Here is a 12,024-nt window from a genome sequence, read left to right as displayed (position 1 = left end):
GCAAAGGAACGGCGGCCATGCACCACATCAAGATCAGCGACTACCGCAACGACCCTGCGATTCGCCGCTTGCTGGTGCTGGCCGCCGAACCTGCCAACGAGCAGGCGCTTGAAGTGCTGCTCGATGAATGCGAAGGCCTTGAGGTGCTTGCCATCGCCACTGCCGCGGGCGATATTGCGGCACTGGCCGCCTACCGGCACAGCGGCAAATACGCGGTGTGCGTTGAATACCTGGCCGTGGAAACATCCCACCAGGGCCGGGGGCTGGGCTCGAGGCTGCTCGCTGAGCTGCGCGACTGCCATGAGAAGAACGTTTGGGCCACCACTGCAGAGGATGCGGTGGGTTTTTACCGCTCGCTGGGTTGCGTTGTTTCGCAGTCTTCTGCCGACCCGCGCTGGCCGGATGCCCGGCGGTACCTGTGCACCTTGCCCTTCTACCCGCTGCTCACCGACCAGCCAGATGAAGATCCGGAATACGAGGCCGTGGGTGGAGAGCTGATGCGCGGCCTCATAGAGATTGCCGAGCCATCGAAGCAATGGGCCAGGGACTTCCACCGCCTGCACCATCGAATCGCCAGTGTCCTGGGGGCCACCGCGTTGGCCATTGAACACACCGGCTCGACATCCGTTCCGGACCTGCCCGCCAAGCCGATCATCGACATCGTCTTGCTGGTCCCCGACGCGGATCAGGAAGCGTCCTACGTTCCGGCGCTGGAATCCAGCGGCATGCTTCTTTGGCATCGTGAACCTGGCTGGTATGGCCACCGCATGCTCAAGCCCGCTGCCGGTTCGCGGCTCCCCGAGGCCAATATCCATGTCTTCAGCGCAGGAAGCCCCGAGTATCTGCGGCTCGTGATTTTCCGCGAGCATCTGAAACACCATGAAGCCGACCGTTTGGCATACGCCGCGGTAAAGCGGGAAGCCGCCCGCGCATTGGCTGCAAGCGACGGCGAGAACGGCCTGGTCATGGACTACAACCGGATCAAGGAACCTTTCATCCTTGACGTCCATCAACGAATTTTCACCGCCTGAATCCGCTGCGCTTCATCGCTGAAACAGTACCGCCGATACGGCCGCATAACTTGACTTAGCTCACATAATGTTATTACCTAATGATCGTTCGGTAAATAATTCGGCGAAGGAAGATGATGAGCGAAACACAGCTAGAGAATTCGGTCCCGCACGCCATTCTCCGCAATGACTACGCCACCCAGTGGATGGGAATCGAAGTCGTCGAGGTCTCCGACGGCCACGCAGTCATCACCATGGCGCTCCGGCAGGAAATGCTCAACGGCTTCGGCATTGGCCACGGCGGAATGATCTTCGCTCTGGCCGACACTGCGTTCGCACTGAGCTGCAATCCGCAGGCAGGCTCCGACGAGACCATCACGGTAGCCTCCGGCGCCGACGTCAACTTCCTCAAGCCAGCCATTCCCGGACGAGTGCTGACTGCCACCGGCAACCGTGTCTCGCAGCAAGGCCGCAGCGGGATCTACGACATCAAGGTGACCCAGCCAGCGGCCGACGGCTCAATTGAAACCGTCGCAGAGTTCCGCGGACGATCGCGCACCGTCCGGAAACCGAAGAACCGCTAAGCACCCTGCCCACTCGACACGAAAGTATTAGCATGTCCCAGAACACCGACCGCGACAGCCTTCCGAATCCGCTTGATCCGGAAGAAACCATGAGCCGTGAGCAGATCGAAGCGATCCAGCTGACCCGCTTGAAGGAAACTCTGCACCATGCTTACAACAACGTTCCGTACTACAAGGCGAAGTACGATGCCGCTGGCGTGCACCCGGATGACCTGAAGGAACTGAGCGACCTCGCCAAGTTCCCCTTCACCGACAAGGAAGATCTGCGCAAGAACTACCCTTTCGGCATGTTCGCCGTTCCGCAGCATGAGGTCGCCCGCATCCATGCCTCCTCGGGTACCACTGGCCAGCCCACCGTGGTGGGCTACACCAAGAAGGACCTGGAGGACTGGGCCAAGCTCGGCGCCCGCTGCCTGCGCCTGGCCGGAGTCAAGCCAGGCTGGAAGGTCCACAACGCCTACGGCTACGGGCTGTTCACCGGCGGACTGGGCGCGCATGCCGCTGCCGAGTACCTCGGGGCCACTGTGATCCCCATGTCCGGAGGCCAGACCGACAAGCAGATTTCGCTGATCCAGGATTTCGAGCCTGATGCGATCCTGTGCACGCCGACCTACCTGTTGACCATTGGCGATGCCATGCAGCGCAAGGGCCTTGATCCGCGGTCCACCTCGCTGAAGGTGGCCGTCCTCGGTGCCGAACCATGGACCGAAGAGATGCGCCACGAGCTGGAAGAGATGTTCAACATCACCGCCTGCGACATCTACGGCCTCTCCGAGGTCATGGGCCCCGGGGTGGCCGGCGAATCCGGAGAACGCAAGGATGGCAGCCACATCTGGGAAGACCACTTCCGCCCGGAAATCATTGATGCCTTCGACGAAACCAAGGTGCTGCCCGATGGCGAGCACGGTGAATTGGTCTTCACCTCGCTGACCAAGCAGGCCCTGCCGATCATCCGCTACCGCACCCACGATTTGACCCGCCTGATGCCTGGCACCAGCCGACCGGGCCACCGCCGCATGGGCCGCATCACCGGACGCAGCGATGACATGATCATCCTGCGCGGCGTGAACCTGTTCCCAAGCCAGATCGAGGAATTGATCCTGAAGGTGCCGACCCTGTCGCCGCACTTCCAGCTGATCCTGACCCGTCCGGATCGCATGGACCAGCTGGCGGTGAAGGTGGAGCGCCGCGGCGAGGCGTCCATCGAAGATGCCACCAACGGCGCCAAGGAACTGGCCAAGCTGATCAAGATCCATGTCGGTTCTTCCTGCGCCATCGACGTTGTCGAACCGGAATCCCTGGAACGCTCCATGGGCAAGCTCAAGCGCATCTACGACATGCGCGCTAACTAGCCTCCGCCGGGACATGGGATAATCAACTAATCATGGAAACTACCGATACTGCCAACCGTCCGGCCAAGCGTGGCCGCCCTGGTTACGATCAAGAAACCGTTTTGCGCATTGCTGTCGAGGCATTCAACGAATACGGCTACGACGCGACCTCCATGGGCAAGCTCGCCGACCGACTGGGTATCAGCAAATCCGCGATTTACCACCATGTCCCGTCGAAAGAGGACCTGCTGCGCCTAGCGTTGGATGAGGCGCTGATTCCCCTGGAGGCGGTGATCGCCGAGGTCCGCTCGCATGAGGGCACCGCGGATGAGCGTCTGGAATTCTTCCTGCGCGCAACCTTCAGGATCCTGCTGGCCAAGCGTTCCTACGTGACCTTGTTGTTGCGTCTGCGTGGCAACACTGATCTGGAACGCCAGGCGCTGGAACGCCGCCGCGCAATGGACCGCCAGCTGGCAGAATTGGTGACCGCCGCGCAGTCGGATGGCAAGTTGCGTGCCGACTTGGAACCTCGGGCCACCGCCAGGCTGCTTTTCGGCTTGATCAACTCAGTGGTGGACTGGTACCGCGCTGACGGGCCGATCGACGGACCCGAGTTGGAGGACCAGGCTGTTTCGCTGCTCTTCAACGGCCTGCATACCGGCGGCGCCTGATTCCAAGTCCGGGCTCCCCATATCGGCTCCCGCCTTCCAGTCGGGAGCCGACGTCGCTAACCGGGCTGGGCGTCCGCTGCAATGTGGCGCAGCCAACCTTGTAATCTTGCCGTCCTCACAGAAATCACCGTTAGCATCGAAGGGGTGCTTTAGCACCTGTCATTCTCGATCAACCAAGTGAAGAGCGCTGTGGATTCCATCTTAGAAACCCTTTTCATGGCTACCGCCGACAGCAGTAGTTCCTTTGTCCAGATTTTGCTCTCGGCTGCGAGCATGCTGCTCGTCTTCGTCTCCGCCGCACTGCTGGCGCACCGCAACGACCTGGGTTGGTGGACCCTGATCCTGGGTGTCTTCGTAGGCCCGGTCATTTCTTCGATGCAGTTCGACCTGCTGGGCCTGATCTACGCCGTTCCGCTGCTGCTGATTGCAATCTTCGGCCTCTGGCGCTTCTCCCGCTACGAGCTCAAGGGAAAGTTCACCCGCATGGTCACTGGCACCCCGGTGTCAGTGTGGTCCGCGCTCGGCCTGCTCGTGGGCCTGATCCTGCTGGTCGCCTTGCGCTTCGGCCCGTTCCTCTTCAATGGCGGCTTCATGAGTGCAACCCCGGAAATCTGGGTGCTGTACTTCGCTGATGCGGCCATCTTCGCATCGTTCGTCATGGTTGCCCGCGGTGTGCGAGCTGGCTGGCTGGTGCTGGCCGTGGCCGCCGTTGCCGATCTGGTCGTCTACTTCCTGATCTCCCCAATGCTGGGCATGCTGGGCCTGTTCGTCTTCATCGCCTTGGCGGCACTGTACGGCTTCTTCCTCTGGCGCAACCTGCCAGCCGCCGGCCAGGCCGGTCAAGGCATTGCAGAGCTCTCCGAGGCCGAGCTGGCCCTGGATGCCGCCAAGGAAGCTACCTTGGCGAAGCTGAACAAGCAGCACGGAAGCAACGGCGCTTCCTAGGCTTCGCGAAAATGGCGTTGGACCACGATTTCCTCATCGTGGCCCAACGCCATTTCTTGTTTCCCGCGAAGGGGTCAGCCGGACTTAGCCGTTCCAGTTGGCATAGGTCGAGTCGGTCTTTTCAACCAAGGTCAGCACGTCGTAGGTGGCGACCAGTTCATCGTTCTGGTTGTGCAGCACCGCATCCCAAGCAACCTCGCCGTATTCGTCGGTGACGCGCGGGGTGATTTTCTTGGCCGTCAGGGTGACGCGAATCGAGTCGCCGGCAGCTACAGGGGTGATGAATCGCAGTGATTCAAGGCCGTAGTTAGCCAAGACGGGTCCCGGAGCGGGCTCCACGAACAGTCCCGCGGCCCAGGAAACCAGCAAGTAGCCGTGGGCCACGATTCCCGGGAAGAACGGGTTGGCTTCGGCGGCGGCCTGATCGGTGTGCGCATAGAAGGTATCGCCGGTTTCGTGAGCGAATTCGGTGATCTTCTCCAAGCTGACTTCACGCAGATCCGAGACGAAACCGTCACCGATCTTCAGCTCAGCCAGCGACTTGCGGAACGGGTGGACGTTCTGCGGCTTACCGCCAAACTGCTGGCTGCCAGCAAGGGACTGCTGGGCACCGGTGTGCCAGACGCCGCTCAGCGCGGTGATCATGTTGGGTGAGCCCTGCACCGCGGTGCGCTGCATGTGGTGCTTGACCGAACGGATGCCGCCCAGTTCTTCGCCGCCTCCGGCCCGGCCAGGACCGCCATGGACCAGATGCGGAACCGGAGAGCCGTGGCCGGTGGTGGATCGTGCGGTTTCGCGGTTCAGGATGTGCACGCGCCCGTGGTGCGCGGCAATGCCCAAGGACAGGGCGCGCATGGCTTCGGCGTCATTGGTGCACACGGTTGCGACCAGCGAGCCGGCGCCCATGGCAGCCAGTTCCACGGCCTCGTCAACGCTGCTGTAGCCGATGACGGAACTGACAGGGCCGAAGGCTTCGCGCGAGTGCACCATCGGGTTGCGCGCGTCGTTCCAGCGAAGGACCACTGGGGACATGAAGGCTCCGCCTTCTGCCACGGCGTCCTTTTCGGGAGCGACACGTACCGCAGGGGCATCCAGGCGGCCGTAGGCCAGCTCGCCGCCGGCAGCGATCATGTCCTCGACGGCCCCGCGCACATCGGCCAGCTGTTCCAGCGAAGCCAGGGCACCCATGGTGACGCCCTCAACTCGAGGATCGCCGATGACCACCCGTTCATCGATGCGCTTGCCAACGGCCGAAATGACCGCATCCACCTGTGCTGCAGGCACGATGTTGCGACGGATGGCGGTGCATTTCTGGCCGGCCTTCGACGTCATTTCATTGACGACAACCTTGACGAAAGCGTCGAATTCCGGGGTGCCTTCCACAGCGTCGGGGCCGAGGATGGCTGCATTCAGGGAATCGGTTTCAGCCGCGAAGCGCACGCCTCCGTCGATAACGTTGCGGTGCGACTTGAGCTTGCTTGCGGTGGATGCCGATCCGGTGAAGGCGAACATATCGCGGTAGTCCAGGTGGTCCATGATGTCGCGAGCAGAACCGGAAAGCAGCTGCAGGGAACCCTCTGGAAGGATGCCCGAGTCCAGCATCATGCGCACAGCCGCTTCGGTGAGGTACCCGGTGGGGGTTGCCGGCTTGACGATTGTCGGCACACCGGCGATGAAGGCCGGTGCGAACTTCTCGAGCATCCCCCAGACAGGGAAGTTGAAGGCATTGACCTGGACGACTACGCCGGCCATCGCGGTGTAGATGTGGGTGCCAATGAAGGAACCGTCCTTGCTCAGCGGCTCGGTGGGGCCATCGAGGATCACGTTGGAATTGGGCAGTTCGCGCCGGCCCTTGGAAGAGAAGGTGAACAGCACGCCAATGCCACCGTCGATGTCCACCATCGAGTCGATTTTGGTGGCACCGGTCTTGAAGGAAACCTCGTACAGGTCCTTGCGCCGCTCATTGAGGTACAGCGCTAGTTCCTTGAGCTTGAGCGCCCGCTCATGCAAGGAGAGCTTGGCTAGTTCGCGCTGGCCGGTCTGTCGGCCGTATGCCACGGCGCCAGCAACATCCAAGTTGTCCTTGGTGACGGTGACCAGCACTTCGCCGGTATTGGCGTCGCGGACCTCGGTTCCGCCTTGTGCCGCTGGGCTATGCCAGTTCCCCGCGATGTAGCTGGGTACTACGGTGATCTGTTCTGTCGTCATTGACGCAATTCCTTCCTGAACGGTCGGTCAGTATTACCGTTAACCATAGCAGGAAGGGGTGATCGAGGACACTTGTGCGCCTCGCTGCTTCGCCAGCGATCCCCTGGCTCTTAGCGTGCCAGCTGGCGCAGGCGCTCCACGGCGTTCTCGCTCATTCCCTGGTCCAGCAAATACCTCCGCGTGGACCCGAGCCACCTGAGGAAATTCTCCAGTTCGCCAGCTCGGCCATGAATGATTGCCCGCACTTGCTCTTCGCTGCGGTAGCTCTCGTACGGGTGCTTGCGAGGGGAAATGCGATGCCACTCATTGATCCCCCTGACCGCGAGTTCATCATGAAGCAGGATCTGGCCATCCAAGCCAGCCAGCTGAAGCAGCATTGTGGCTATCAATCCCGATCGGTCGCGTCCAGCCGAGCAGTGGACCACCGTGCCCTGATCCGCGGTCGCGAGGCTCTCGAACACCGCCCGCAGGTGGTCGCCGAATTCCTCGCAGACCAGCTGGTACATCCCGGTGTGATTCATGTACGGCACCGCCACCGACTCGAAACGTTCATTGCCTGGCGATTCCAGCGGCAGGTTCACCAGCTCGATCCCTGCGAGGCTTGCCGCGGGCACTGCTGGGTCATGCTCGCGACGGCGGATTTCATCCGGGTTGCGCAGGTCGATGACTCTATTGACGCCAGCAGCGTGCATTTGCTGCCAACCCTCAGCCGTCAGCCACTCATGCCTGCCCATACGGTAGAAGGCTCCGCAGATGTGGCGCGCATTAACGGCTCCGCTCCAGTCCAGGTCCCCGGCTTGCTTGCGGTAGGTAAGGCTGTGGCTCATAAGCCTATTGCAACACATTGCCCGGCTGTTGTATTGTTCTAGTCATTGGCAAATGTCAATCAGTCTATTGAAGGAGGGGTAACAATGATTGCTTACCGCCTGAACAAGCCATTTCCCCCTTCTCCCAAGGACTACTTCCGATGCATTTTCCCGCTGGCCTCGAGGCCGCAAATTCGCCACTGATCGCCGCTGCCTCCACGGATGCCGATCAACAACTGAAATTCAGCAAGCACAAGCCGGTCTGGAACGACTCCGAGACCGGTGATCCGGCAAACGGCCAACGTTATTCGACATGGCCATTTATCGAGAAGGGCTTGCGCGGACCCAAACCGTATCCGCACTGGCTCATCGAAGAGGCCGCAGCCATCGACACCGAGCTGGGCATCTTGAAAACGGGCAAGGAAGGCGATGTCTTCCTGCTGGAACGTGCCACCGAAGATCGCAGCAGCCTTCTGGCAGCAAAGCGCTATCGTTCGCGCGAGCAAATGCAGTTCAGCCGCTCGCAGTCCTATAGCGACGGGCGCTCCGCACGGCGTTCGCGTGATAACCGCGCTATCCGCAACAACTCCACGTACGGCAAGCAGATCGCCGCTCTGCAGTGGGCCAATGCCGAATGGAGCTATTTGCTCCGTTGCTACGAGGCGGGCATACCTGTTCCCTACCCTGTGCAAATAGATGGCACCGAAATCCTCATGGAGTTCATTGCCGATCCAGACGATCAGCATGCGGCAGCGCCTCGCCTGCAGCAGCTCTCGCGCTTTGACCCGCGCCTTCCATCGCTATGGGACCAGCTCACCGGAGCATTGGAGAAATTTGCCGGGCTCGGCATCGCCCACGGAGACCTCTCCGCGTACAACATTCTTGTCTCCGGCGAAAGGCTGGTAGTAATCGATGTTCCGCAGTGCGTAGATCTGGCCGGCAACCCGAACGGCTTGGACTTCCTGCACCGTGATTGCGTGAATCTTTGCGATTGGTTCACTTCCAAGGGCTTGCCCAATGACCCCGATGAATTGTTCTCCTCGCTGATGAGCTACCTCTTCTGAGGACAGCCAGAACTGGGCGCGTCCGCGACGAATCCCGATGATTCGCCGCGGGCGCGCGCCTGCGACCAGCTTTCCGCCGCCTACTTCGCCCAGGTAGGCAGGACCTGGCGTCCCCAGGTGGCGTTCGCGACAATGGCAAAGGAGCCGCACCAGGCCAGGAATGCGGTAACCAGGCCCAACCAGCCTCCGAGTTCGTGTATCAGCGTGCTGCCGGTGAAGGCGCCGATAGTCAGGCAGATGAAGGCCGCGGTCAGCATGGTGAACACGGCAACCAGCACGCCATTGGTACGCAGGGCGGCGACCGCCATGTAGGCGGTGAAAATGGTCCACCCCAGAAGGAATGCACCGAGGCCCGCCGGGCCCGCCGCCTGCGCTACCTCCGGGTTGGTTTCCAGCCACAAGAAGGCCATCCAGAATGCGCCATAGGAAGTGAACGCGGTGGCGCCGAAGACATTGCCTTTCGCGAATTCGATGACGCCAGCAATCAGCTGGACCAAGCCACCGTAGAATAGGGCAATCGCCAGGACGGCGGCGCCAGCTTCTGGAATGATCCCGGCGTTGGACAGGCTCAGCGCAAAGGTTGTCAGCGCAAAGGCGCCCAATCCCAGTGCCGCGGGGTCAGCCAGGCCCGGCTTGGCCGGTGCGGCTGGTGAGGCGATTCCAACGGGGTCTTCTCGGGTCAGCAGTGCGGTCATGGCGGATACTCCATCGTGTCAGCGTTCAGTTCAATCCAGGTAAGTGATGCCGATCACTTGCCTTTAGTGGGTATCCTAAATTGATGGTGAGTCGGATCACTACCATCTAAAGGAGGTAGCCGGTGACCACTGATTCTTCGCACGAAATAGCCCTTTTGGACCGCACGCTCAATACTTTGGCGGCACGCACCGGCCTGCCAGTTGCCTTTGGCGGTTTCGCCCGGTCCACGGGTACGAAGCTGACTTGTTTCGCAGGAACCCGCACCGGTTCGCTGCGTGGCCTGGTGGTCAAGCCCGGTGAGGGCCTAGGCGGCTTGGCGCTATCGCGGCGTCAATTGGCTGCCACGGATTCGTACCATGAGACCCCGGAAATCATTCACAGCTATGACCGGGAAATTGGCGGCGAGGGAATACTGGCCTTGCTGGCAGTACCGGTCGTGGTTGACGACCAGGTGCGTGCGCTGATCTATGCCGGACTGCGAAACCGCCGGCAGCTGACCGATGGAATGCTGTCCGCCGCCGCAGCAGAGGCCCGCCGGCTCGCTTGGGAACTATCGGTCCATGAAGAGACCCAGAGGCGCATGGCGGTGCTCAGTGCCTACGAACCGCAGGCCGCGCACCCCTCGGAGATGGCATTGAGCCAAGAAGATTTCAATGCGCTCTACACCGAGCTGCGCGATATTGCGCGGATGGTGCAGGATCCGGAGCTCGCCGCACGGCTCAGCACGGCCAGCACGATGCTGCGCCCAGGGCAGGGGCCAGCGCCGCAGGCAATCGACGGCCCCTCGAACCTTTCGCCGCGTGAGCTGGATGTGCTTTCCCATCTGGCGCTGGGCAAGCGCAACGCCTTGATTGCGACGCATCTGGGATTAGCCGAAAGCACCGTCAAAAGCTATCTGGCCTCAGCCGTGCGAAAGCTGGGTGCCACGAGTCGCTTTGATGTGGTGTTGCGCGCTCGCAGCCGGGGCCTGATCCCCTAGATGGCCATTCCGGGGACCCCGGGACCCGGGCTACGGGCGTCGCAACTGGCTTCAGCCGTTTACCAGCTGTAGAAGCCCTGGCCGGTCTTTCGTCCGAGCTTGCCCTGGGCCACCAGGTCCTTGAGGATCTGCGGCGGAGCGAAACGCTCCCCCAGAGTCTCGTGCAGGTACTGGGCAATGCCCAGGCGCACATCCAAACCGACAATGTCGGTGGTCTTCAGCGGGCCGGTAGGGTGCTTGTATCCCAGGACCATCGCGTTATCGATGTCTTCGGCACTGGCTACGCCGTCCTCGACCATGCGCATGGCTTCCAGAGCGATAGCCACGCCCAAGCGGGAAGAAGCGAACCCGGGAGCGTCATTGACCACCACTGCGGTCTTGCCCAGTGCTTGAACCCATCCGCGCGATGCGTCCACCAGGGTCTTATCGGTCTGCTTGCCGATCACGACCTCGATCAGGGTGGAGGCGGGAACCGGGTTGAAGAAGTGCAAGCCCAGGAAGTTCGCGGGACGCTGCAATTCCTTGGCCAAGCCGCTGACCGACAGCGACGAGGTGTTCGAAGCGAGCACCGCCTCGGCGTTCAGCGCCTGCTCCACGGCCTGCAGGGAAGAAACCTTCAGATCCCAGATTTCCGGAACGGCTTCAACCACCAGCTGCGCGCTGGCGAACTGCTCGTAGTCGGTGCTGGTGGAGAAGCGGGCCAAAAGCTCTTCGCGGCTTTCGCTGATCTGGCCACGGGCAATGGACTTGTCCACGGATCCGGCCACGCGCTCATAGGCCGCCTGCGCAGCCTCGTCGTCGCGTTCAACAACGAGAACGGCGCTGCCGCTGGTCAAGAAGGCGTGGGCGATGCCTGCACCCATGCGTCCGCCGCCGAGCACGCCCATCTGCTGCGGCAACGCACCGGTGGTGAAGCTGGTTTGTGCACTCATGGTTACTTCTTCTTTCGATCTAGGAATGCTTGCATGCGGTCGAACTTGGCTTGGGACTCGAAAAGCATGCCCTGGGCCAAGGTATCGATCACCGGATGGACTTCGCGCGGAGCATGGAAGACGGACTTGGTGATGCGCACCGCCAGCGGATCCTGGGCTGCTATGCGATCTGCCAGGGCATCGGCGGCGGCATCCAGCTCGGCAGCCGGATGCAGTTCGGTCACCAGGTTGGCGGCCAGGCATTGCTCGCCGGTGAGCACCTTGCCAGCCAGCAGGATTTCCTTGGCCAGCGGCTCGCCGACCAGTTCCTTCAGCCGCCAGGTGGCGCCTGCGGCGGCCATGATGCCCAGATTCGTTTCCGGGTTGCCCATGCGCAGCTCGGGGGTGCCGATGCGGAAGTCCGCGGCGTAGGCCAGTTCAGCGCCCCCGCCCAGGGCGAAGCCGTCCAATGCCGCAACCACCGGCATCGGCAACTTGGCGATCCTGTCGAAGATGCCCGAGTTGATCCCGGCGAGCGCGTCATCCCGGCGGCGTTCGCGCAACTGGGAAATATCGGCTCCGGAAGCGAAGATGCCCTTGCGCCCCTTGGGATTCGCTTCGCTCGCTGCCTCTGCGGGGGTGCCAGCCATAATCAGGATCTTGGGATTCTTCTCCAGATAATCGCAGATGGTGTGCAGCTCGTCGACCATGGCCTGGTCAATGGCATTGCGGACCGCTGGGCGGTGCAGGCGCACCCAGAGGCGGTCATCGGTTTCCGCCAGCTTGAGGGTGGTGAACCCGCTGTTCAAATCGCCCACT

At 61.8% G+C, this 12,024-nt stretch carries 12 protein-coding genes; 7 read left to right on the top strand and 5 right to left on the bottom strand.

Annotated features, from left to right (window positions below):
* The first annotated feature begins 17 nt into the window (after window positions 1-17).
* From M2368_RS00225 to M2368_RS00205, 5 genes are all read left to right on the top strand, one after another.
* Window positions 18-1,031: a GNAT family N-acetyltransferase gene (locus M2368_RS00225; RefSeq protein ID WP_332489073.1), complete on the top strand. Its 1,014-nt coding sequence runs from the start codon at window positions 18-20 to the stop codon at window positions 1,029-1,031.
* A gap of 116 nt (window positions 1,032-1,147) precedes the next feature.
* Window positions 1,148-1,594, top strand: a complete 447-nt coding sequence (locus tag M2368_RS00220) for a hotdog fold thioesterase (protein ID WP_498723896.1) — start codon at window positions 1,148-1,150, stop codon at window positions 1,592-1,594.
* 32 nt (window positions 1,595-1,626) lie between these two features.
* The gene (locus M2368_RS00215; RefSeq protein WP_498723895.1) at window positions 1,627-2,946 is read left to right on the top strand and encodes a phenylacetate--CoA ligase family protein; all 1,320 of its coding nucleotides are present in this window, start codon (window positions 1,627-1,629) and stop codon (window positions 2,944-2,946) included.
* A gap of 32 nt (window positions 2,947-2,978) precedes the next feature.
* A complete protein-coding gene (locus M2368_RS00210; RefSeq protein ID WP_105656933.1) occupies window positions 2,979-3,596 on the top strand; it encodes a TetR/AcrR family transcriptional regulator in 618 nt (205 codons plus the stop codon).
* 216 nt (window positions 3,597-3,812) lie between these two features.
* A complete protein-coding gene (locus M2368_RS00205) occupies window positions 3,813-4,541 on the top strand; it encodes a hypothetical protein (RefSeq protein WP_498723894.1) in 729 nt (242 codons plus the stop codon).
* Between the two features lie 84 nt (window positions 4,542-4,625).
* On the opposite strand, the gene paaZ is transcribed toward M2368_RS00205, so the two are convergent.
* Window positions 4,626-6,749, bottom strand: coding sequence for a phenylacetic acid degradation bifunctional protein PaaZ (gene paaZ / locus M2368_RS00200; RefSeq protein ID WP_105662536.1), 2,124 nt, complete (start codon window positions 6,747-6,749; stop codon window positions 4,626-4,628).
* Window positions 6,750-6,859: 110 nt separating this feature from the next.
* Window positions 6,860-7,576 carry a tyrosine-protein phosphatase gene (locus M2368_RS00195; protein ID WP_166650714.1) on the bottom strand — a complete coding sequence of 239 codons (717 nt, stop codon included), beginning with the start codon at window positions 7,574-7,576 and terminating at the stop codon, window positions 6,860-6,862.
* 140 nt (window positions 7,577-7,716) lie between these two features.
* On the opposite strand from M2368_RS00195, the gene M2368_RS00190 reads away from it, so the two are divergent.
* Window positions 7,717-8,619 carry a serine protein kinase RIO gene (locus M2368_RS00190; protein WP_105656937.1) on the top strand — a complete coding sequence of 301 codons (903 nt, stop codon included), beginning with the start codon at window positions 7,717-7,719 and terminating at the stop codon, window positions 8,617-8,619.
* Window positions 8,620-8,699: 80 nt separating this feature from the next.
* Here the strand turns inward: M2368_RS00190 and M2368_RS00185 are convergent, their stop codons facing one another.
* A complete protein-coding gene (locus M2368_RS00185; RefSeq protein ID WP_498723893.1) occupies window positions 8,700-9,314 on the bottom strand; it encodes an acetate uptake transporter in 615 nt (204 codons plus the stop codon).
* A gap of 122 nt (window positions 9,315-9,436) precedes the next feature.
* On the opposite strand from M2368_RS00185, the gene M2368_RS00180 reads away from it, so the two are divergent.
* Window positions 9,437-10,294, top strand: coding sequence for a helix-turn-helix transcriptional regulator (locus M2368_RS00180; protein ID WP_498723892.1), 858 nt, complete (start codon window positions 9,437-9,439; stop codon window positions 10,292-10,294).
* A gap of 59 nt (window positions 10,295-10,353) precedes the next feature.
* On the opposite strand, the gene M2368_RS00175 is transcribed toward M2368_RS00180, so the two are convergent.
* Window positions 10,354-11,226, bottom strand: coding sequence for a 3-hydroxyacyl-CoA dehydrogenase family protein (locus M2368_RS00175; protein WP_105656940.1), 873 nt, complete (start codon window positions 11,224-11,226; stop codon window positions 10,354-10,356).
* A gap of 2 nt (window positions 11,227-11,228) precedes the next feature.
* Window positions 11,229-12,023, bottom strand: coding sequence for an enoyl-CoA hydratase/isomerase family protein (locus M2368_RS00170; RefSeq protein ID WP_105656941.1), 795 nt, complete (start codon window positions 12,021-12,023; stop codon window positions 11,229-11,231).
* Window position 12,024 lies beyond the last annotated feature (1 nt).

The sequence above is a fragment of the Arthrobacter sp. JUb119 genome (assembly GCF_024807995.1).
Classification (GTDB): domain Bacteria; phylum Actinomycetota; class Actinomycetes; order Actinomycetales; family Micrococcaceae; genus Glutamicibacter.
Note: the sequence above shows the minus strand (reverse complement) of the source record. Positions and strands in the feature narration are given on the sequence as shown.

What these genes read in the sequence shown, in the direction of transcription:
- M2368_RS00205 (WP_498723894.1), top strand. Translation starts at nt 3,813, where the DNA reads ATGGCTACCGCCGACAGCAGTAGTTCCTTTGTCCAGATTTTGCTCTCG.
- M2368_RS00210 (WP_105656933.1), top strand. Translation starts at nt 2,979, where the DNA reads ATGGAAACTACCGATACTGCCAACCGTCCGGCCAAGCGTGGCCGCCCT.
- M2368_RS00175 (WP_105656940.1), bottom strand. Translation starts at nt 11,226, where the DNA reads ATGAGTGCACAAACCAGCTTCACCACCGGTGCGTTGCCGCAGCAGATG.
- M2368_RS00195 (WP_166650714.1), bottom strand. Translation starts at nt 7,576, where the DNA reads ATGAGCCACAGCCTTACCTACCGCAAGCAAGCCGGGGACCTGGACTGG.
- M2368_RS00215 (WP_498723895.1), top strand. Translation starts at nt 1,627, where the DNA reads ATGTCCCAGAACACCGACCGCGACAGCCTTCCGAATCCGCTTGATCCG.
- M2368_RS00190 (WP_105656937.1), top strand. Translation starts at nt 7,717, where the DNA reads ATGCATTTTCCCGCTGGCCTCGAGGCCGCAAATTCGCCACTGATCGCC.
- M2368_RS00220 (WP_498723896.1), top strand. Translation starts at nt 1,148, where the DNA reads ATGAGCGAAACACAGCTAGAGAATTCGGTCCCGCACGCCATTCTCCGC.
- paaZ (WP_105662536.1), bottom strand. Translation starts at nt 6,749, where the DNA reads ATGACGACAGAACAGATCACCGTAGTACCCAGCTACATCGCGGGGAAC.
- M2368_RS00185 (WP_498723893.1), bottom strand. Translation starts at nt 9,314, where the DNA reads ATGACCGCACTGCTGACCCGAGAAGACCCCGTTGGAATCGCCTCACCA.
- M2368_RS00225 (WP_332489073.1), top strand. Translation starts at nt 18, where the DNA reads ATGCACCACATCAAGATCAGCGACTACCGCAACGACCCTGCGATTCGC.